The organism is Streptomyces sp. NPDC004609 (genome assembly GCF_042873655.1).
Taxonomy (GTDB): domain Bacteria; phylum Actinomycetota; class Actinomycetes; order Streptomycetales; family Streptomycetaceae; genus Streptomyces.
The window spans coordinates 29,229-48,993 of the sequence record NZ_JBIALS010000040.1 but is presented as its reverse complement, the minus strand read 5'-3'; the positions used below and the strand labels follow the sequence as shown (position 1 = coordinate 48,993).

Genomic DNA, 19,765 nt, shown 5'->3' with positions numbered 1-19,765 from the left:
GGGCGGTCGGCCCCCGGTCCGGCCGTGGTCCGGGGGACGGGCGGGGTGGGGCGGGCCGCTGCCGGTGGGACGGGCGCCGGTGTGCTGTGCGAGGGGTACGGGTCGGCGGGTGGCGGGTGGCCTGCGCGGTGGCGGTCAGTCCCGGCCGGGTTCGTCGCGCGGGGCCGGACGGGAGCCGGTGCTCCGGGCGGCCTCCAACTGCGCCTGGAGTTCGGTGATACGCAGCCCGGTGTCGTGCGCGGCCCGGGCGGCCCGCTGGGCCGCGGTCCTCTCGGCCTTGGCGATCTGGTGGGCCGCCCACCGCTCCACGGCCTGGACCCGGGAGGCCGCCAGCTCCTCGGCCTGCCGGAGCGCCTCGTCCCGCCGGGCGGACTCGGCCTCCGACTGCCGCAGCCGCGCTTCGAGTTCGGTGATGCGGGGGTCGGGGCCGGGGTCGGCTTCAGGGGCCTGGTGTGCTGCGAGGCGCGGGTGCGCCGCCTCGGGTGCCTGGTGGGTCCCGCCCCGCAGCCGTTCGAGCCGTTCGCCGGCCTCGTGGCGCAGTGACCGTTCCTGGCGCAGCAGCGCGAGGTCCACGCGCCGCAGGAGTACGGCCTCCAGCTCGTCGAGCTGCCGATCGGTGTCCGCGCGTGCGGCGGCCAGCTCCGCCTCAGCCCGCCGCCGCTCGGCGTCGAGGGCACGTTCGTGCTCCGCCCGCAGTCGGCGTTCCGCCGCCTCGCGGTCCGCGTAGGAGCGATCGAGACGCTCCTCGTACTCCTCCAGGGCGACGGTCAGCTGAATCTCGTACTCCTCGCGCAGCGCGAGGAGCTGCTCGTGATCGACGCCCGGGGGCACGGGTGGCGCGGTGACCGGCGGGTGCGGTGGTGTGCCCTCGGCGGTGGCCTCGGGTGGTGCGCCCTCGGCCGCGGCCTCCTCCACGCCCTCGGCCCCCGACCCGGCCGCCGTCCCGGCCGCGGGTTCCACGGCGACCTCCGCCGCGGCCGTCATGGCCGCCGACTCCGCCGGAGTGTCCGGTTCATCCGGCTGCTCCCCTCGCTCCTCGTGTTCCTCGTCACGTCGTTCCTCATCAAGCGCGCCGGCGGCCCCCGGCAGCGCAGAGTCCGGCGGCGCGAGGCCGCCCCCGGGCACGGCGGGTGACGCGTCCGGGGCCGCCTCGGCCGGAGGTTCGCTGCCGGAGCCTTCGCCACGGGAGTCCACCTCCGCCCCGGCTTCGTCCCGTGCCCCCGCCCCCGTGGGCAGCACGGGCTCGGACCGGGGCGCACGTACGGCGGGCTCGCCCGTACCCCGGTCTTCCCGGTCCTCCGCCACGGCCGGTACGCGTTCCCGTACGGCGTCCGGGTCCACCGCGCCCAGCTCCTCCGGAATCGGCATCACATGGGCGGCGAACTCGCGCAGAGCGTCACGGATCGCGACCCGCGACTCGCCTCCCACGAGCGGGCGGTCCGCCAGGTACCGGCGCGGGGTGACCCCCTTCAGCACCGCGCAGGGGCGCTCGAAGAAGTCCTCGGGCCGCAGACCGGCGCCCTTGAGGGTGTCGAAGACCCTGTGCAGGACCTCCAGGGCCGTGACCACCTGCCGGTCGTCGAGCCGCCGGTCGCGTACGGCGGCCACGACACGGTCGGCGCCGGACCGGCCCAGCAGAACGGCGAGCTGGAGATGGCCGAGGGCCAGCAGGGCGTACTCGGCGAGCCCGACCGCCCCGCCGTCGGACCGCGCGGAGAGCCGGACCGCCTGCTGCCAGTCGGCCGTGTACCGGGACATGTCCGCCGCCTTCCCGTCCGCCGCCTCCCGGGCCGTCCTGCCCGCCGAGGATTCCGCCGCGGCCGTCGGTTCCTCGCCGGGCGGCGCTGCCGGACCGTCGGCGGCCCGCGCGGACACCGGGTGCCGTTCCTCCCGTACGGGCACCGGGATCCCGGCCCCGCCCGGCACCCCCTGGTCGTGCGCCGCTCGGCCGGGCGGCCTCTGGCCGGTGACCCCTCGGCCGGGCGGCCTCCGGTCCGGCCGCCCGGCGTCCCCGGACGGGCGGCCGCCGACCGGCGTGCGCGCTGCCGGACCGCGCGGAGCGGCCTGGCGGCCCGCTGCCCGGTACGAGGCCGACGGGCCCCCTGCCCCACGCCTGGCCGACGGCCGTCTCGTGGCCCGGAACCGCCGCGCCGACGGGCTCGGCGGGTCGGGCGGTTCCACGTGCCCCGGGCCGAACCCGGCGGCCAGCAGCTTCCCCCGCAGCGCCTCGAACGCCTTGCCCTCCAGCTGGCGGACGCGCTCACGGGTGACGCCGAACTCCCGGCCCAGCTCCTCCAGCGTGGCCGGGTCCTCGCCGTCGAACCCCGTCCTGCGCTGCACGATGCGCGCTTCACGCTCGCCGAGGGTGTCCAGCACATGCTGGAGGTAGTCGTGCTGGAGCGTCCCCATCACCAGCTGCTCCGTCGAGGGGAGGGGATGGGCGAGGGCCACCAGATCGCCCAGGTGCGCGCCGTCGCCGACCACCCGGTCCAGCGAGTCCGTACGCCTGCTCAGACGGCGGACCTCCTCGACCCGGTGCACGCTCAGATCGCACGCCACCGCCACATCCGCTGCCCGCGCCGGGCGGCCCTGCGACTGGAGCTGCCTCTCCGCCAGCCCGACCTTGCGCATCGTCTCGTGCATATGGACCGGGATCCGGATGACGGCACCCTCGTCCGCGATGGCTCGGGTGATCGACTGCCGGATCCACCAGGTCGCGTACGTGGAGAACTTGTTGCCCATGGCGGGGTCGAACTTCACGGCCGCCCGCAGCAGCCCGAGGATCCCGTGCTGGGCCAGATCGTCCATGTCGAGGCCCTGTTCGGCGTAGCGCGTCGCGATCTTCCACACCAGACGGGTGTTGTGGGCCACCAGGCAGTTGCGGGCCGCGATCCGGATGTCCGTGGCCGGGAGATCCGCGACCTCGCGTTCGGTCGGCGCCACCACGATCGCCGCCGCGCCCCCGCGGATCAGCACTCCCAGCCCGACCTCTTCCTCCGCCGTCAGCAGGCGCCGTCCGGGTTGTCTGGTGAAACGGTCGTCGTCGAGCACGGCCCGCGCCGCGGCGACGGCCCGCGCGAGCCCCCGAGTGTCTCCGCCGCCCCCTGCCCCGGCCTCCGCATCCGGCCCCCGGCCGGAACCGGCCTCCACCGCTCCGGTCCCGGCGTGCCCGGCCCGGGCTCCGGGGGCGTGCTCGCCGGAGCCCTCCTCCGGCAGTAACCTCGCGGACTCCCGCAGCTCACGCGTCTCCCGTGCGTCCAGCCCCGCGAGCCGGGCGACCCCCTCGACGGCCCGCGTGCTCACGCGGCCCTCGCCGTCCGCGTACCGGGCGAGGAGCGCGCGAGCGGCCCCGACACGCCCCGCCCCCGGATCCGGTGCAACCATTCGGGGCCGAGAACTGTCCCCTTGTGCGTGATGCGCCCCGACCTGTCGGACCGTCAGTCCCATCCGGGCCAGCTCGGCCCGCAGCCGTATCTGTTCCGCTTCGCCGAGCCCGATGGCCTGGGCCCGTACCCGGAAGGTGAGTTCGGAGACAACCCCTCGCACCGCCTCCCGGCACAGGTCCGCGTACAACTCGCGCAATGCCTCCCGGAGCCCGGGAGTACCCCGCCCATCCGCCGTGGCCTCACTCATGACTCACACCCCCCTGTGTCGCATGACATGCCCCCGGAACTCGCCCCGCACGGCTGCTCAACGGAAGCAGGACAGAACCTCAGGCCCACAAGGTAGAGAAGCGTGTTGACATTGTCAACGCGTCGATCGGCAACGGGAGATGGCCGATCCTGTGTACGCCCGCCGGACCGGTTCGCGGTCTCGGTCGCGCCGGTTCCGTCGGCCGCTCGGCGCCGGGGGTGCGGCCGGAGTGCCGGCCCCCGTCCACTTCCTCGTTCCGGTCCTCACTGTCCTTGGGCAGGGCTCGGCCTTCGGGCCCTGCGGGGTGGGTCGGCCTCATGACGCGAGAACGCCCCCGGGGGTACGGGGGCGTTCTCGCGTGATGAAGTTCAAGGATTGTCAGTAGGGCCCGAATACATTGTCGATCGAGCCGTACCGGTCGGCCGCGTAGTTGCAGGCGGCGGAGATATTGGCGACCGGGTCGTAGCTGTTGGTCGAAGTACCCGGAACATGGTAGGCCCGGAAGGTCGGGTCGATCACCTGGAGAAGGCCCTTGGAGGGTGTTCCGGCCACCGCGTTGGAGTCCCAGTTGTTGATCGCCAGCGGGTTTCCGGAGGACTCGCGCATGATGTTCCGGTGAATTCCCTCGTAGCTGCCCGGAATTCCGTTCGCGGCCATGACGGACAGCGCTTCCCTGATCCAGCCGTCGAGGTTGTTGGGGTACGTCGTGGCCTTGGCCGCCGTCGCGGCGGCGGGGGCCGCGTGGGCCGTGGCCGCACCGGCCAGCGGGAGCGCCAGCACGGCGCCTGCGGCCCCGAGCGCGACGAGTCCCCGGGTGAACGAGCGGTTTCCGAACCGGTGCTGCTTTACCTGGGCAGGCATGTTGTTTTCCTCTCCGTCGCCTGCGAGGTGAGCTGTCGGATTCGGGCTGGAGATGCCCTACCGCATCGGATGATGCGGATTCACCCCAAGCCGGTCCCTTGCGGTACCGGCGGCTTACCTGGTTCCCCCGCTCCTGCCATGAGTGAGTGAGTTGGTCCTCGTTTGTCGGACGGCGGCAGGATGAGGCGTTCCGTCCCGAGTAGTGCAAGACCGTAGACGAGACCGGGCGGGGGGAACAAGACGCGGATTCCTTTTCGAAACCCTTTGCCGGGTGCGACTGTCGAGTGCCGGATGTTCATGATCTGGCGGATATGCCCAACTCGCGTTTTGTGGCGATGGAATGAGACAGGGGTGAATTGATCTTTTTGGCTCCCAGGTGACGCTTGTCACTTATCGAGCCGTTATCTAAAAGAGGCAACAGGAAAGGCTATTTAGGGGCATTGGAGAGAAAGGCAGGCATAATGGACATTTAGCCCATTAGCCCCAACGGGTGTCATACTCTCGCGGAGGTGAGCCCTGACCGGCGACTCCCGCATGCCGCGCGCACTGCGCAGGTCCCCAGCCCCTCCATGAGGGACCTGACCAGCCGCATCCCGAGGCGCCGCGCGTCACCCTCCCCGCCCGCCGCTCCCGGGCCCGGCGGATCCCACCGTTACCCGGGACCGGCTGATGGCATGCCTGCGTACGGATCAGTGGTGTGCGGCGTACTTCACGAACCGGGCCCACCCGAGGTGGCCGACGGCGAAATGCGGGAGCTCCAGGTCCTTGGAGTCACGAACGTGTACGGCCTGATCGGTGACGGCGACCTCGATGCAGTCGTCACCTTGGGCGCTGCTGTAGCCGGACTTGAACCAGACGGGACCGGTTGAGTCGCTCATTGCACTCCTCTCCACTGGCTCGGGCCCGCACCTTGCGGGCGGGCCCAAGTTGTGATGACTCACTCGTTGTACGAGTGGGTCACTTCGGAGGCTCAGCTTCGGGTGTACTGCACGAACACGGCCCAGCCCTCCCGACCAACGGCGAAGCGGGGGCCTGTCACGTCTTTGGAGTCCCGTACGCAGACGACCTGTTCGGTGACGGCGACCTCAACGCAGTTGTCGCCTTGAGTACCGCTGTAACTGGACTTGAACCAAGAGAGTTCTGCTCTCCTGCTCATCGTGCGCTCCTCACCCACAGCCGGGCCTGCGCTTGCTCGTGTGCCCGGCTGTGTTGGCTGGGGTTGGTTGTACGGGTTGAGCCAGTTCCGAGGGGTCAGTCTCGGACGTACTGAACGAAGGCCGACCAGCCGTCCCGCCCGACGGCGAAGTGCGGGCGCGCCAGGTCCTTGGAGTCCCGTACGTGAACGGTCTGGTCGGTGGCGGCGATCTCGATGCAGTTGTCGCCAGCGGTGCCGCTGTAACTGGACTTGAACCAGGCCGGTTCGGTGTCACTCATAGTGCTCCTCTGATCCGCTCCAGCAGGCCCACGGACTCCAAGGGGCTGAGGGCCTGTGAGCGGAGTGTTGCATACCGTCGATGCAGCACGGCTGCCTCTTTCGGGTCAGCAATCAACCGACCGCTCTCCTGCCCCTCCGAGTAGGCAAGGTTTCTGCCTTCGGGGGTCTCCAACAGAGCCAACGGGCCGTCGAGTCCGGCGTGATGCTGACATGTGATCGGCATGATCTGGAGCGAGACGTTGCGCATCGAAGTGAACATCAGTATGTGATCCAGCAGTTGGCGAGTGACCTCGTCTCCGCCGAGTCGTCGCTGAACGATGTGCTCATCCACTACGAAGCTGAACGAGGCGTTGGGGCGCTCCCGGATGAGCTGCTGCCGTTCCATCCGGGCGTTCACCTGCGCGTCCATCTGCTCGTCCGACAGCGGTGGGATGCGACTGTCGAATGCCGCTCGCGCGTACCCTTCCGACTGCAACAACCCCGGCACCAGCCTGCACTCATACGTGCTCAGGCTCACCGCCACCCGCTCCAGCTTGGCCCACCGCCGGAACCACGCCGCCAGCCCCGGCTCTCCCCTGGTCAGATGCCGCGCCGCCTTCCGCAGCGCCCCCGTGTTCCCCAGTACCTCCTCCGCCCGTTCGATGAACGCCTCGTCCGGCATCCGGCGGCCCAGTTCCACCGATGCCACCGTGTGCTTGGAGAAGCGGACCGCGACCGCGAACTCGGCGCGGCTCAGACCCGCGTGTTCGCGTAACGCCTGGACGACCGCGCCGAACGTTCGCAGACTGTCCGACGGGTCGGGCTCCCGTTCCCAGTCGCCGGCCGTCGTTTCGGTATCGTCGATGGTCATTCGCCACACCTCCGGGTCCTTGCGTGGGGCGCGCGCCCCGAGCGGAACTCACCCAGAGTGATCGAGCCGTTCACGTACTGTCCATCGAACAGGCGCGTACGCGGGCCGCGCGTACACGGTTCGGCGCTGGTGGAGGCCCCGTAGCCGCCGTCATCGTGTCGGCCATGCACTTCACCGCACCTCAACAACCGCTCACCGTACGTGTGTTCTCCCAGCGTCTGCCTACCACCCGCCGGGGCGCGCGGCTGGCGCGGCAGCTCACCGTCGGGGAGCTGCGCCGCTGGGGCATCCCGGCCGCCGTCATCGACCGCGCCGAGGTCGTCGTCGCCGAGCTGGCCGCCAACGCAGCGCTCCACGCCGGAGTGCGGGACCGGGGCTTCCGGCTCGGGCTCTCGTACGACACGGCTGCCGGCACGCTCCGGCTGGACGTCACCGACGCCCGGGGCGACCGGCCGCTCGTACCGCCCGAGGAGGTGCCGGAGGACGACGGGGAGTCGGGCCGGGGGCTTCTCCTGGTCGGAGCGCTGGCGGACCGGTGGGGGAGCACGCCGTGTCCGCCGAGCGGCAAGACCGTGTGGGCGGAGCTGGACACCGGCTCGGACTGAGGACGCCAGGGGCCGCTGTCGGCGCGGGTCAGTACGCTGCGGCGACAGCGTGCCCCTGGGGACGGATCCGCGAGGCCGTTCGTGGCCTGGCGGGTGTTTCTGCACCCCTCGCAGCGCCGGGTCGCCTACCGCCCCTCGTACAGCGGGCCGGCGCAGGTCACCGGCGGACCAGGTACCGGGAAGACGGTCGTGGCGCTGCACCGGGTGAAGCATCTCCTCTCCCGTGCGCCCCGCACCCGCGTCCTGCTCACCACGTACACCAACGCCCTGGCGGCGGCCCTGCGCGAGAACCTGTCCCTCCTCCTGGACGGTGACGAGGCACAGCTCGCGCGGGTGGACGTGACCACCGTCAACGCGTACGCCCACCGGATCGTCGGGGACCTGGGCACGGGCCCGGCCCTCCACCTCGTCGACGACCGCGAGGAACTGCGGCTGTGGGCGCGGATCCGCGGACAGCTCGGCCTGCCGTGGACGGAGCAGTTCCTCGCCCAGGAGTACCGGCATGTCGTCCTGGCCCAGGACCTGCGCGGGCTCGACGGCTACCGGGCCGCCTCCCGGCGGGGGCGCGGCACCGCGCTGTCCCAGGCCCAGCGCGGGCGGCTGTGGCCCGCGGTGGAGCACTTCGAGTCGGCGCTGCGGAGCCGGTCCGCCGCCACGCATCTCCAGGTGTGCGCGCGGGCGGCCCGGCTGCTGGCGGCGGCCGGACCCGGATACGACCACCTCGTCGTCGACGAGGCGCAGGATCTGCACCCCGCCCAGTGGCGGGTGCTGCGCGGCGCGGTCGCGCAGGGCGCGGACGACCTGTTCCTCACCGGCGATCCGCACCAGCGGATCTACGACTCCAAGGTCTCGCTGGGCTCGCTGGGCATCGCCGTGGCCGGGCGCAGCAGCCGGCTGAGGATCAACTACCGGAGCACGGAGGAGATCCTGACCTGGTCGACCGGCATCCTCGCGCCCGTGACGGTCACCGATCTCGGCGGCGAGGGCACCGACAGCCTGGCGGGCTACCGCTCCCTGCTGCACGGCCGCACACCCGTCGTCCGGGGCCACGGCAACGAACGCGCGGAGGTGTCCGCACTCGCGGAACGGGTCGGGGAGTGGATCGCGCAAGGCGTCCGGCCGTCCGAGATCGGCGTCTGCACCCGCTTCAACGTCCTGCTCGACAAGGTGTACGAGCGGCTGTCGGCCGACGGGATCCCGGTGGTCCGCGTCCGCGACCACCCGGTGCCGGAGAAGGAGGCGGTCCGGCTGGCGACCATGCACGCCATGAAGGGCCTGGAGTTCCGGTGCGTCGCCGTGGCCGGCGTGACGGCGACCGCGCTGCCCTTCGCCCGCGAGGTCACGCCCAGCGACGTGGACGTGCTCCAGCACGACTCCGATCTCCTGCGGGAGCGGTGCCTGCTGTTCGTGGCGTGCACCCGGGCGCGCGAGGCGCTCCAGGTGTCCTGGAGCGGACGGCCGAGCGGATTTCTGCCGGGCGCCGATCCGTACCCGTCCCGGACGGCCACCTGAGAGCGGGCCGCAGGTCCCGTGCCGCTCAGGGCCGTGCCTCTCAGGACACAGGAGGCGTACGGGGCGACAGCGCCCCGTTGCCGAGGCCGTCCCGGGCCAGGGAGGCGGTCTCCCGGCTCAGTTCGGACACCGCCCGCACGACCTCCTCGAACTCCTGGAGGGCGCGGAAGACCTGTCCGTACCGGCGCTGTTCCCCGATGTCGAGCTGGGGGACGCGGGCGCCCCGCCCGTCGGCGCGGTAGGTCCCGCTGGCGCTCGTGGACCGCCTGACGTTCGCCGTACTGTGCAGGAAGCCGCGCAGATAGTCGGTGTCGAGCTGGTCGCTCACGGAGACCGGCTGCGGACCGCCGTACTCGACGAGACCGGCCCTCGCCAGTTCGGCGACACTCACCATCGACCCGTCCAGGGAGCCGGGGCCCGGCCCTTCGGCGAGATCGGGCAGCAGGGTGCCGAGGCGGGTGAGCTGTTCCGCCAGCCGCCCGCGCAGCTTTGCGTACTCCGCGCCGTAGTCGCGGTGGGACGCCGTCGTGTGGCGGCCGGGGGTGAGATCGACGCTGTCGTCCAGGAGGTCGATCAGGGGAACGTCGGTGACCTGGGCCGGGGCCGGTTCCAGGGTGCCGTCGGGATCGTTCGCGGTCAGGTCGACCAGCCGTACGGAGGCCATGGAGTCCCCCGGGGCGCGAGGGCGCCGGAGCTGCCACAGATGGACGGGCAGGGAGTGGGAGGCGGCGACCCCGGCGGGCAGGGCGACGATCTGGGTGAGCAGACCGCGGCGGACCAGTTCGGCGCGGATGCGGCGCCCGGCCTTGCGGTACGCGACCGACGCGGGCATGACCATGATGAGCCGCCCGCCGGGCGTGGTGTGCGCGTAGGCGTGCTGGAGCCAGGCCAGTTCGCCCTCGGCGCGGGGCGGGGTGCCGAACTCCCAGCGGGAGTCCAGGAGCAGGGACTCACGGCCCCAGTCACCGGCGCCCGCCGGCGGGTCGCACACGACGAGGTCCGCCCTGAGCTTCGGCCACTCGTCCGCGCGGAGCGAGTCGCCGGTGGCCACCAGGACGTCGGTACGGCCCAGGAGTTCCGCCCGCAGCCGTGCCAGGGAGGCGCTGGGGGGATCGGACTCCTGGCCGATCCGGCGGGGGCCCTGCTCCTGGTTCGGGTCCTGGCCCGGCTCCTGCTCCTGGCTGGGGTCCTGGTCCGGATCCCGCTGCGGACCGAGCGTCCGGCCTCGTCGCCTGCTTCCTCCCGGGCTCGCTCCCGTGCCCTGCTCCGGTCCGGCGGCCGATTCGGCGGCTGGTCCGGCGGCTGGTTCGGTGGCATCCGCCGCTCCGACCGAGAGGAGGAGCGTGCCGATGCCGCAGGCCGGGTCGAAGACGGTGGCGTCGTCCGCCACCGGACCGGCGAAGTGGCGTACGGCCCGCACGACCCGCTCCGAGGTGACCTGGTCCGAGCCGGACCGCCGGGCGGAGTCCGTGAGCCGCCGCACCAGATGCGTGAGCAGCGCCGACGGCGGACTCCCCGCGGAAGCTCCTGGGGCGTCCTCCGGGGAATGTCCAGCGGTCAGTTCGCCGGCGAGCCGTACGGCTTCCGCGGGCAGGGAGCCGGCCGTCTCCCCGCCGGCCAGATGGCGGGCGAGCGCGTCGAGACCGGTGACCATCTCCTCGCCGTAGGCCGCTCGCAGTGACTGCCAGAGCCTGACCTCCCCCGAGATCTCCTGCCCCTTGTCCTGCTTCTCCAGCCAGGCCCGCACGGCTTCCAGGACGAACAGCGGACTGCCCGCCCCGCCGCCCGCCGGCTGCGGGAAGTCCTCGTACCGCCGCCGCCAGTTGGAGACGGCCGCGCGGGTGACCCCGGCGAGGCGCGCGATCTCCGACCCCGAGACCAGGGGGCCCGGCGGGGACGGAGCCGTGTCTGTGTCAGCCATGCAAACCACCGTATACGGTCGATGCACAGCGTTGATGGGCGGAATGTGTTGACGTTGTATACGAGCGGATGTCTCGCCACCGAGCGTGTCAGCAAGATCACCTTGAGTGGGGTGGGGCCGGAGGTGCGGAGGTGACCGCGGTCCGCGTCCGGTCGTCGCGCCCGGGCTCGCGGGCTTGCAGAGAGAGGGCACGCGCAGGGGGTGACACGCACCACCGTCCGTGAACAAAACCGGAATCCGAGGGTTGAGATCACGGACCCGGGGCAGACGCACCGTCACACCCGCTCAGTGTCCGTGCCAGTGGAGGGAGTCCATCATGCCGAGCGCAGCGGTTGCCGCGCAGCGTGACCGTGTCGAGCCGGGAACGATCGGTGGGAGCGAGGCGGAGGGGGTGTGCGGACTGCCCCGGGTGGAGGACGCGGCCAAGGTGGCGCCGCGGGACGCGAAGAGTCTGTCGAAGGTGTTCTTCGACCGGCTGCGGACGCTGGACGAGGGGTCCTGGGAATACCAGTACGCCCGCAACACGCTGATCGAGATGAACCTCTCCCTGGTGCGGTTCGCGGCACGGCGGTTCCGCAACCGGGGCAGCGGCGAGATGGAGGACATCGTCCAGGTCGGCACGATCGGGCTGATCAAGGCGATCGACCGGTTCGACCTGAGCCGTGAGGTGGAGTTCACCTCGTTCGCCGTTCCCTACATCGTGGGTGAGATCAAACGATTCTTCCGGGACACCAGCTGGGCGGTGCACGTGCCGCGCCGGCTCCAGGAGTTGCGTACGGAGCTGGCCAAGGCCCGGGACGAGCTGGCCGGGGTGCTGGACCGCGACCCGACGGTGAAGGAGCTGGCCGAACTGCTCGGCATGAGCGAGGAGGAGGTCACCGAGGGCATGGTGGCCGCCAACGGCTACACCGCGGGCTCCCTCGACACGCCCGACAGCGACTCCGAGGACGCCCCCTCCCCGGGCGCCGGCCGCGTGTACGCGGACACCCTGGGAGATGTCGACCCGGCCATGGAGCTGGTCGAGGATCTGCACTCCCTCGCGCCCCTGCTGGAGAGGCTCGACGACCGTGAACGGGGCCTGCTGGAGATGCGGTTCGGACAGGAGATGACCCAGTCGCAGATCGGCGGCGAACTCGGCATCTCCCAGATGCATGTCTCCCGGCTGCTGAACCGCACCCTCACCCGGCTGAGGTCGGGGCTGCTCACCGAACGCTGACCGCCGCCCGCCCGCGTCAACTCGCCCTGTTACGTACCCTGTATCAGGACGGACCCTCCGGCATCTGTCCGGATCGCTCGGAATCCGCCCGGATCCACCGGCACCCGCCCGGATCCACCGGCACCCTTCCGGACCCGGCCGCACCCGTCCGGACCGACCCGACCGGCCACCACCGGGCCCGGGGGCGACAAGACCTGAACCCAGGCGGCCCCCGAGCCCCCGCCCGACCGCCACACCCACACACCGTGGACCGAGAGAGGCGCACCCACCGTGATCCAGCAGCACCGGCCCGAACCGACAAGACCCGTAAGGGCCCTCACCGACAACCAGTTCATCGAGACCGTTCGTTACGAGGGCCGCTACCCCACCCGTGAGAGGGCCGCCGTCGTCACCCGAACCGTCCTGGCGGCGCTCGGGCAGCAGCTCAGCGGCGGCGACCGCACCGATCTCGCGGCCGCGCTCCCTCCCGTGGCCGCAAGCCATCTCACCGCCCGGACCGGCGCGGACCGTCCCCTCGGCGGTGGGGAGCTGGTCGCGGACATCGCCCACCACACACCCGGCGCCACCCGGGCCACCGCCCGCTGGGACACCGGTACGGTCCTGACCACCGTCGCCCGGCTCGCGGGCCCCGACCTCCTGGCCCGTGTCCTCACCGGGCTCCCCGACGGCTACGCCCTCCTGTTCGGCCAGGCGCGGCTCGTCCGCCCGCGGCCCGCGTCACCGTCCCCGCTGTAGCGGGCGGCGGGGGCCGGCCGGTGGCGTGCCGCGAGGCCGTGCCCGGTCCGCCGGCCGGGCAGGGGCGCGTTCCCCGCGCTCGCCCGGCACTTCCCCGAGACTTCAGTCCTGATTTCCGTCGTGATTTCCGTCATACGTGAACGGGCGGAATCGCCGCGCCGCCGGCCGGAGTCCACGAGCGCGGCGCCCTGTACGGGGTCGCCGCGCCGGACGCCGTACCGGCACGGGTCACCGGACCGGTGTCCGCCACTCCCGCTCTCATGCGGCGGGACCGGGGGCGGTCGGCGCGGTGGCCGGGGCGGGTCGCCGCCCAGGCCCTCACCGGAGGGCCGGAAGCCGTCCTGACGAGCCGTCGGCCCGGCTTCCGCCCGGACTCTTCGGTGTTCGAGGAGCGAGGGGTTCGGCGGGCGGCGTTCTCCGGCCGGAGCCCGTGCCGGTGCGGTGGATCGTAGGCCCGGGTGCTGTGGTCGGCCGGGTCTCCGTCACGGCGGGCCACCTGACCGCCGGTGCCGGTCGCCGGGCCCGTGCCGGGGCGCGCGGCCCTGCCCGTGGCCGGGGCGGTCGTGGGCTCCGGCGGCAGTCCGGTGTGGATGGCGCGGCAACCCCCCTCGGTCACCGGGGCGAAGGGCGCCGGGGCCGGCCGTCGACAGCGCCCCCGGCCCGGGATCCACCGCCCGTCCGCCGGTGAGGCGGTGGGCGCCCTCGGCACCGGCCCGTCAGCGCTTGGGCTCGGGTGTCAGCACGATTCTGCCGGAGGGGTGTCCGTGTTCGCTGTCCGTCTGGGCGCGGGCCGCCTGTGCCAGGGGCAGCGTCCCGGCGACGGGGATGCGCAGCCTGCCGTCGGCCGCGAGGGCGGTGAGGGCGGTGAGCCGGTCCAGGCTCCGGCCGCCTCCCGAGGAGAAGACCACACCGTAGGTGGCGGCGGCGGGGTCGGCGATGGTGACGATCCGGTCCGTGGTGCCCCCGCGGAGTTCGATCGAGTCGGGCAGCGCGCCCTTGCCCGCGGCGTCCAGAACGGCGTCGATCCCTTGCGGAGCCGCCTCGCGGACCCGGGCGACGAGGCCCTCGCCGTAGGCGACGGGTGTCGCGCCCAGCGCGCGCAGTGCGTCATGGCGGGCGGGGGACGCGGTGCCGACGACGTGCGCACCCCGCAGCAGGGCGAGTTGGACGGCCGCGGTGCCGACGGTTCCGGACGCGCCGTGGATGAGTACGGTGTCCCCTTCCTTCAGGGCGAGGAGTTCGAGGGTGCGCTCCGCCGTGTCGGCGGCCGTGGGCAGCGCGGCGGCCTCCTCGAAGGAGAGCCCGCCTGGTTTGCGTACGGCGAGGGTGGCCAGGGCGTAGTCCGCGTACGAGCCGGTGTCGGTGAAGCCGAGGGCCTCGTCGCCCACCGCGAGATGGCGGACGCCGTCCCCCACCGCGTCGACCACTCCGGCCGCCTCGAAGCCGGGGATCGCGGGGAGCGGGGTGGGGAAGGCGCCCTGCATGAACCCGCTGCGGATCTTGTAGTCGAGCGGATTGACACTGGCCGCCGCCACGCGCAGCCGGACCTGCCCGAGCCCCGGGCTGGGCGTGTCCACCTCCCGCAGCTGTAGTACGCCGGGCCCGCCGAACTCCTCGAACACGATGGCTTCCACGCCCGCGGCCTCTCCCTGTGGGGGCGGCATCCGCTGCCGCCCGCTGCCGAAGTCACGCCATCGTAGGCCGGACCCCGCCCCCTCCCGCCCGGCGCACCCACCGTCGCGGCGACGGCACCCGAACGCCCTGTGGACACCCCTGTCCCGCCCTCGCGGGCACCGCCGGTGAGACGCGGCGAGCACCGCCGGCGGCTTCGGGCTCCCGAGCGTCCAGCCCGTCGGGAACCGCCCCCGCCTCGGCCGGTGCCGCGACAGGAGGGTTCGCCGGGGTGCCGGTCGGCGGGATGTGCGGGAGCGGTGGATGCGCGGAGGGCGGCGGAATGCGCGGGGGCGGTGGGAGTCCGGCGCGCTGCGGGAGTCCGGGCGGGCCGTGGCCTTGGCTAATCTGCTCGGGTGACCACCGACCTGACCCTGCTGCCGCGGGTCGCCTTCCGCGGACAGGAGGTCACCGCGCCCCGGCTCCGCGGCCTCCTCGCGCTGCTCGCGGGCGACCTGCGCACGGGCTGCAGCACCGGGCGGCTCGTGGCGGGGCTGTGGCCGGACGAGTTGCCGCAGCGGCCGGGAAAGGCGGTGCAGGTCCTCGTGTCCAGGGCGCGGGCACGGCTGGGCGCCGGCGTCATCGCGAGCACGCCGACCGGATACCGGCTCACGCTCGCCGAGGATCAGGTCGACAGCTCCGCCCTGCTGCTGCACGCCGCCGCGAGCGCGGACCGGGCCGGGGCAGGGGACCACACGGGATCGCTGGCCGCGGCCGAGGCCGGGCTCGCGCTGTGGGAGGGCACCCTCGATGAGACCGGCGGCACCGGCGACCCCGTGGCGGCGCTCCGCACCGACCGCGCTCCCGTCCGCGCCACGCTCGTCCGCGCGCGGGCGCTCGCGCTCGCCCGGCTTGGGCGGCACGCGGAGGCGGCCGGTCCGCTGGCCGTGGTTGCCTCGGAGCATCCGCGCGACGAGGAAGTACTCGCCGAACTGCTGCGCGGCCTGGCGGCGACGGCGGGCCCGTCCGCCGCGCTGACGCGGTACGAGGCGTACCGCCGTGAACTGCGCGACGAACTCGGCACGGATCCGGGCGCCGGGCTCAGGGCCGTACAGCGGGAGCTGCTGCACGGCGAGGCACCCACGGTCAGGCACGGCGTACCGCACGAGCCGAACCGGCTCCTCGGCCGGGACGAGGACATCGCGGCGGTGGAGCGGCTGCTGCGCCGCTCCCGCGCCGTCACCGTCGTCGGCCCCGGCGGCCTCGGCAAGACCCGGCTCGCGCACGCAGTGAGCCGCCGGGCCGGGCAGCGCGTGGTGCACTTCGTGCCGCTCGCCGCCGTCACCGCGGACGAGGACGTGGCCACGGAGGTGGCCTCCGCGCTCGGCGCGGGCGAGGGGAGGCCCGGCGCCCTGAGCGGCCACGCCCCCGCCGACCCCGTGTCCGGCATCCTCGGCGTGCTCGGCTCCGGGCCCGCGCTGCTGGTGCTGGACAACTGCGAACAGGTCGTCCGGGGCGTCGCCGGCCTCGTACGGGCCCTGGTCTCGTCCTCGGAGGACCTGCGGGTGCTCGCCACCGGCCGGGCCCCGCTGGGCCTCACGTCGGAGGCGGTGTACGCGCTGCCGGAGCTCGGTCTCGACACCTCGGCCGAACTGTTCACCCAGCGGGCCAGGGCCGCGCGGCCCGGCGTGGAGCTGGCACCGGACGCGGTGGCCGAGCTGTGCCGCCACCTCGACGGGCTGCCGCTCGCCGTTGAGCTGGCCGCGGCACGGGTGCGGGTGCTGTCCGTGCCGGAGATCGCCCGCCGCCTCGGCGACCGGTTCGCGCTGTTGCGCGGCGGGGCGCGGGACGTGCCGGAGCGCCACCGCACGCTGCACGCGGTCGTGGAGTGGAGCTGGAACCTCCTCGCCAAGGACGCCAGGGCGGCGCTGCGCACGCTGTCCGTCTTCCCCGGCGGCTTCTCCGGCGAGGCGGCGGAGCACATGCTGGGCGAGGACGCGCTGTCTCTGCTGGAGCAGTTGGCCGATCAGTCGCTGCTCACCGTGACCGACACCCCGGTCGGCGTGCGGTTCGGGATGCTGGAGACCGTACGGGAGTTCGGTGCGGCCCGCCGTGCCGAGGCGGGCGAGGAAGAGGAGGCCGTCGGCGCTTTCCTCGCCTGGGCACGGGACTTCGGGGTCGCGTACCACGACGTGCTCTTCGGCTCACGGCCGCTGGCCGCCCGGGACTGGATCAGGGCGGAGCAGGACAACCTCGTACCGGCCCTCCGGTACGCCCTGGCCCGTGAGGACGGCCCCGCCATCGCCGCCCTCACCGCCGTCCTCGCCACTCTGTGGTCCACCGACTCCCACTACTCCCGCCTCGCCGCTCTCGCCGCCGAGACCGGCCCGCCGCTGTCGCACTACCACCCCGGGCCCGAGTACGTCGAAGTCGCCCGCGCCGCCGCGGTGCTGTGCACGGCGGGTCTGTTCATGAACCACGGCCCGCGCGTCGTACGCCAGCTCGTCACCCTCCGGCGGCTGCCCCCGGCCCCGCCGGACACGCTGCCGCGCGCCACCGCGGCAGTGCTGAGCGCGGTCCCCGAGATGCTGCCTCCCGACTACGAGGTGCTGCACAGGCTCTGCGACAGCGGGCAGCCGCTGGTCGCCGGCATCGCCGAGTGCGTCGCCACCTACGTCTGGGAGTACGAGCACGACATCGACCGCGCGATCGCGTCGGCCCGCCGGATGAACGCCGTACTGGCTCCGGTCGACAACCCGACCCTCCGGCTCATGGGCCATTCCCGGCTGAGCGAGCTGTGCCTGCGAACGGGGCAGGGCGAGGTCGCGTACCGGCATCTCAAGGCGGCGCTCCAGGCGCTGCCGCGGCCCGGCGACCAGCACGACTACGTCGGCATCCGCTCGGCCCTCGCCCTCGCCTGTCTTCAGCGCGGCGATCCCGACGAGGCCGAGTACTGGCTGGGTCAGGCGGAGACCGACAACACACCCCAGCAGGACGTCTTCTACAGCCCCGATCTCGGCGCCCGCGCCGAGATCGCGCTCGCCCGCGGACGGACCGAGGCCGGGCTCGGGCTGTGGCTCAGGGCCGTGGAGCGGATGCCCGAGGCCGGTTCGGCGCACGGCGGCGATCCCTGGCTCGACCCATGGGCGCTGGAGATCCAGTCGGCGGCGGTGACGGCGCACGCGCAGGCCGGCCGTCTCGAACCCGTCGCGGAGCCGGTCGACCGGCTGCGGCGGGCGCTGCGGACACTGCTCTCCGGTCCGGCCCGCTCGCCTCTTGAGCTTCCGGTGTTCGGAACGGTGCTGTACGCGCTCGGCATGGCGGGGCTCGTGTCCGGCGACGCCCGTGCCGTACGGATGATCGCGCTGGCCGAACGGCTGCGGGTGCCGCGCGAGTTCCAGCCGACGATGTCGGCGGCCCGCGCCCGGCAGGCGGTGGGGGCCGCCGGGCACGCTGTCGGGGCGGCGTACGCCGACGCGGTGTCGGCGTACGCCGCCCTGGGGCGTGACGAGCTGCGGGGGGCAGCCCGCACGCTCATCTCGGGTCGCGGTTGAACAACGCCGTCGACCAGTAGGAGCCCAGTACGGTGAGTCCGATGCACCAGGCGACGGCGAGCCATCCGTTGTGGCCGATCTCGGTGCCGAGGAGCAGGCCGCGCAGGGTTTCGATCGCGGGGGTGAACGGCTGGTACTCGGCGATGGGTTGGAACCAGCCCGGCATCGCGTCGACCGGGACAAAAGCGCTGGAGAGGAGCGGCAGGACCATCAGCGGCAGGGCGTTGTTGCTGGCCGCCTCGGGATTCGGGCCGGCCAGGCCCATGCCGACCGCGATCCAGGTGAACGCCAGGGCGACCAGTGCGAGCAGCCCGAACGCCGCCAGCCACTCCAGGGCGGTGGCGTCGGTGGAGCGGAAGCCGATGGCCACGGCGACGGCGCCGACCACGACCACGCTGGCGATCGACTGGAGCACGCTGCCGACGACATGCCCGACGAGCACGGAACCGCGGTGGATCGCCATCGTACGGAAGCGGGCGATGATGCCCTCGTTCATGTCCATCGAGACGGACACGGCGGTCCCGGCCGGGGTGCCGCCGATCGTCATCAGCAGGATGCCGGGGACGAGATAGGCGATGTAGTCGGAGCGGTCCGCGCCGCCGCCCCCGATGCCCGCGCTCATCACGTCGCCGAGGACGTAGACGAAGAGCAGCAGCAGCACCACCGGGGTGAGCAGCAGGTTCAGGGTGAGGGACGGATAGCGCAGTGCGTGCAGGAGGTTGCGGCGCACCATCGTGGACGAGTCGCGTACGGCGTGGGACAGGGAGCTCATCGGACGGACGCGCCTTCCTTGTCGGGTCGGCTGGTGCCGCTGGTGAGGGCGAAGAAGACGTCGTCGAGGTCGGGGGTGTGGACGGTGAGTTCGTCGGCTTCGACGCCGGCGGAGTCGAGCCAGTCGAGGAGGGAGCGCAGTTCGCGCTGGCTGCCGTCGCTGGGGATGGACAGCGACAGTGCCTCGTCGTCCCGGGTGACCTCATGGAGGGTGGAGGCGGCGGCCCGGTAGGCGGCGGGGTCGGCGAACCGCAGCCGCACATGCCCGCCGGGGATCAGCCGTTTCAGCTCGTCGGCGGTGCCTTCGGCGGCGATCTTGCCGTCGTGGAGGACGGCGATGCGGTCGGCGAGCTGATCGGCCTCTTCGAGGTACTGGGTGGTGAGGAAGACGGTCACCCCGCCCGTGACGAGTTCGCGGATGATCTGCCACATGTTGTGGCGGGAGCGGGGGTCGAGGCCGGTGGTGGGCTCGTCGAGGAAGATGATCCGCGGGGAGCCGACGAGGGTCATGGCGAGGTCGAGGCGGCGCTTCATGCCGCCGGAGTAGGTGGAGGCGGGCTTCTTTGCCGCCTCGGTGAGGTCGAAGCGTTCGAGGAGTTCGGCGGCGGTGCGCCGCCCCTCGGCGCGGGGCAGGTGGTGCAGGTCGGCCATCAGGAGCATGTTCTCCTCACCGGTGATCAGACCGTCGACGGCGGAGAACTGTCCGGTGACACCGATCGCGGCCCGTACGGCCTGCGGGTCGGCCGCCAGGTCGTGGCCGCCGACGCGCAGGTCACCGGCGTCGGCGGTGACGAGGGTGGACAGGATCTTCACGGCGGTGGTCTTGCCGGCGCCGTTCGGCCCCAGCAGCGCGAACACAGACCCGGCGGGCACCACCAGGTCGATCCCATCGAGGACCGTCTTGTCCCCGTATGCCTTGCGCAGCCCCTGGGCCGCGATGGCCGAGGGGGGCGTTGTCGTGGTCGTCATGCCGCAGAGGTTGCGGCAGGGCGCATTCAGCGCGGTTTCACGAGGGTTTCAGCGCTCCGGAACCCGGGTCGCCCAGGGCGGCTGTCGAGCCC

Annotated in this window: 14 protein-coding genes, 1 pseudogene and 1 riboswitch; of the genes and pseudogenes, 5 read left to right on the top strand and 10 right to left on the bottom strand. The window is 72.9% G+C overall.

Annotation, left to right across the window (positions count from 1 at the left end):
- Positions 1–135: 135 nt before the first annotated feature.
- The 6 genes from ACFYT4_RS30285 to ACFYT4_RS30260 all read right to left on the bottom strand — a co-directional run bounded on the left by ACFYT4_RS30285 (position 136) and on the right by ACFYT4_RS30260 (position 6,779).
- A complete protein-coding gene (locus ACFYT4_RS30285; protein ID WP_389276012.1) occupies positions 136–3,633 on the bottom strand; it encodes a sigma-70 family RNA polymerase sigma factor in 3,498 nt (1,165 codons plus the stop codon).
- Positions 3,634–4,011: 378 nt separating this feature from the next.
- Positions 4,012–4,494: a transglycosylase SLT domain-containing protein gene (locus ACFYT4_RS30280; protein WP_389276008.1), complete on the bottom strand. Its 483-nt coding sequence runs from the start codon at positions 4,492–4,494 to the stop codon at positions 4,012–4,014.
- A 2-nt stretch (positions 4,495–4,496) separates the two neighbouring features.
- Positions 4,497–4,653, bottom strand: a riboswitch (cyclic di-AMP (ydaO/yuaA leader).
- 530 nt (positions 4,654–5,183) lie between these two features.
- Positions 5,184–5,372 carry a DUF397 domain-containing protein gene (locus tag ACFYT4_RS30275; protein WP_389276005.1) on the bottom strand — a complete coding sequence of 63 codons (189 nt, stop codon included), beginning with the start codon at positions 5,370–5,372 and terminating at the stop codon, positions 5,184–5,186.
- Positions 5,373–5,464: 92 nt separating this feature from the next.
- Entirely contained in the window at positions 5,465–5,650 is a 186-nt protein-coding gene (locus tag ACFYT4_RS30270) for a DUF397 domain-containing protein (protein WP_389276002.1), read from the bottom strand.
- 95 nt (positions 5,651–5,745) lie between these two features.
- Positions 5,746–5,928, bottom strand: coding sequence for a DUF397 domain-containing protein (locus tag ACFYT4_RS30265; RefSeq protein WP_389275999.1), 183 nt, complete (start codon positions 5,926–5,928; stop codon positions 5,746–5,748).
- Complete coding sequence (locus ACFYT4_RS30260) at positions 5,925–6,779, bottom strand: Scr1 family TA system antitoxin-like transcriptional regulator (RefSeq protein WP_389275996.1); 855 nt, start codon at positions 6,777–6,779, stop codon at positions 5,925–5,927. Before ACFYT4_RS30260 ends, ACFYT4_RS30265 begins: the two co-directional genes overlap by 4 nt.
- A 164-nt stretch (positions 6,780–6,943) precedes the next feature.
- On the opposite strand from ACFYT4_RS30260, the gene ACFYT4_RS30255 reads away from it, so the two are divergent.
- A complete protein-coding gene (locus ACFYT4_RS30255; protein WP_389275993.1) occupies positions 6,944–7,384 on the top strand; it encodes an ATP-binding protein in 441 nt (146 codons plus the stop codon).
- A 72-nt stretch (positions 7,385–7,456) separates the two neighbouring features.
- Positions 7,457–8,896, top strand: a pseudogene (locus ACFYT4_RS30250) (UvrD-helicase domain-containing protein); the annotation flags it as partial.
- A 40-nt stretch (positions 8,897–8,936) separates the two neighbouring features.
- Here the strand turns inward: ACFYT4_RS30250 and ACFYT4_RS30245 are convergent.
- Positions 8,937–10,817, bottom strand: coding sequence for an N-6 DNA methylase (locus tag ACFYT4_RS30245; protein WP_389275990.1), 1,881 nt, complete (start codon positions 10,815–10,817; stop codon positions 8,937–8,939).
- A 316-nt stretch (positions 10,818–11,133) separates the two neighbouring features.
- On the opposite strand from ACFYT4_RS30245, the gene ACFYT4_RS30240 reads away from it, so the two are divergent.
- A complete protein-coding gene (locus tag ACFYT4_RS30240) occupies positions 11,134–12,033 on the top strand; it encodes a SigB/SigF/SigG family RNA polymerase sigma factor (RefSeq protein ID WP_389275987.1) in 900 nt (299 codons plus the stop codon).
- A gap of 270 nt (positions 12,034–12,303) precedes the next feature.
- Entirely contained in the window at positions 12,304–12,768 is a 465-nt protein-coding gene (locus ACFYT4_RS30235; RefSeq protein ID WP_389275984.1) for a DUF2267 domain-containing protein, read from the top strand.
- 716 nt (positions 12,769–13,484) lie between these two features.
- Here ACFYT4_RS30235 and ACFYT4_RS30230 read toward each other — a convergent pair.
- On the bottom strand, positions 13,485–14,402 hold the full coding sequence (locus ACFYT4_RS30230; RefSeq protein WP_389275981.1) for an NADP-dependent oxidoreductase: 918 nt from the start codon (positions 14,400–14,402) through the stop codon (positions 13,485–13,487).
- 393 nt (positions 14,403–14,795) lie between these two features.
- On the opposite strand from ACFYT4_RS30230, the gene ACFYT4_RS30225 reads away from it, so the two are divergent.
- Positions 14,796–17,933 carry an ATP-binding protein gene (locus ACFYT4_RS30225; RefSeq protein ID WP_389275978.1) on the top strand — a complete coding sequence of 1,046 codons (3,138 nt, stop codon included), beginning with the start codon at positions 14,796–14,798 and terminating at the stop codon, positions 17,931–17,933.
- Here the strand turns inward: ACFYT4_RS30225 and ACFYT4_RS30220 are convergent.
- Complete coding sequence (locus ACFYT4_RS30220) at positions 17,914–18,705, bottom strand: ABC transporter permease (RefSeq protein ID WP_389275976.1); 792 nt, start codon at positions 18,703–18,705, stop codon at positions 17,914–17,916. The two genes, ACFYT4_RS30225 and ACFYT4_RS30220, sit on opposite strands and share 20 nt — an antisense overlap.
- Positions 18,702–19,673 carry an ATP-binding cassette domain-containing protein gene (locus tag ACFYT4_RS30215; RefSeq protein ID WP_389275973.1) on the bottom strand — a complete coding sequence of 324 codons (972 nt, stop codon included), beginning with the start codon at positions 19,671–19,673 and terminating at the stop codon, positions 18,702–18,704. The genes ACFYT4_RS30220 and ACFYT4_RS30215 overlap by 4 nt, the downstream gene beginning before the upstream one ends.
- Positions 19,674–19,765 lie beyond the last annotated feature (92 nt).

Bases quoted from the DNA above. Each gene is read 5' to 3' on its own strand.
- ACFYT4_RS30255 (WP_389275993.1), top strand. From the start codon at position 6,944: ATGCACTTCACCGCACCTCAACAACCGCTCACCGTACGTGTGTTCTCC.
- ACFYT4_RS30285 (WP_389276012.1), bottom strand. From the start codon at position 3,633: ATGAGTGAGGCCACGGCGGATGGGCGGGGTACTCCCGGGCTCCGGGAG.
- ACFYT4_RS30245 (WP_389275990.1), bottom strand. From the start codon at position 10,817: ATGGCTGACACAGACACGGCTCCGTCCCCGCCGGGCCCCCTGGTCTCG.
- ACFYT4_RS30270 (WP_389276002.1), bottom strand. From the start codon at position 5,650: ATGAGCAGGAGAGCAGAACTCTCTTGGTTCAAGTCCAGTTACAGCGGT.
- ACFYT4_RS30275 (WP_389276005.1), bottom strand. From the start codon at position 5,372: ATGAGCGACTCAACCGGTCCCGTCTGGTTCAAGTCCGGCTACAGCAGC.
- ACFYT4_RS30280 (WP_389276008.1), bottom strand. From the start codon at position 4,494: ATGCCTGCCCAGGTAAAGCAGCACCGGTTCGGAAACCGCTCGTTCACC.
- ACFYT4_RS30215 (WP_389275973.1), bottom strand. From the start codon at position 19,673: ATGACGACCACGACAACGCCCCCCTCGGCCATCGCGGCCCAGGGGCTG.
- ACFYT4_RS30240 (WP_389275987.1), top strand. From the start codon at position 11,134: ATGCCGAGCGCAGCGGTTGCCGCGCAGCGTGACCGTGTCGAGCCGGGA.
- ACFYT4_RS30260 (WP_389275996.1), bottom strand. From the start codon at position 6,779: ATGACCATCGACGATACCGAAACGACGGCCGGCGACTGGGAACGGGAG.
- ACFYT4_RS30265 (WP_389275999.1), bottom strand. From the start codon at position 5,928: ATGAGTGACACCGAACCGGCCTGGTTCAAGTCCAGTTACAGCGGCACC.
- ACFYT4_RS30220 (WP_389275976.1), bottom strand. From the start codon at position 18,705: ATGAGCTCCCTGTCCCACGCCGTACGCGACTCGTCCACGATGGTGCGC.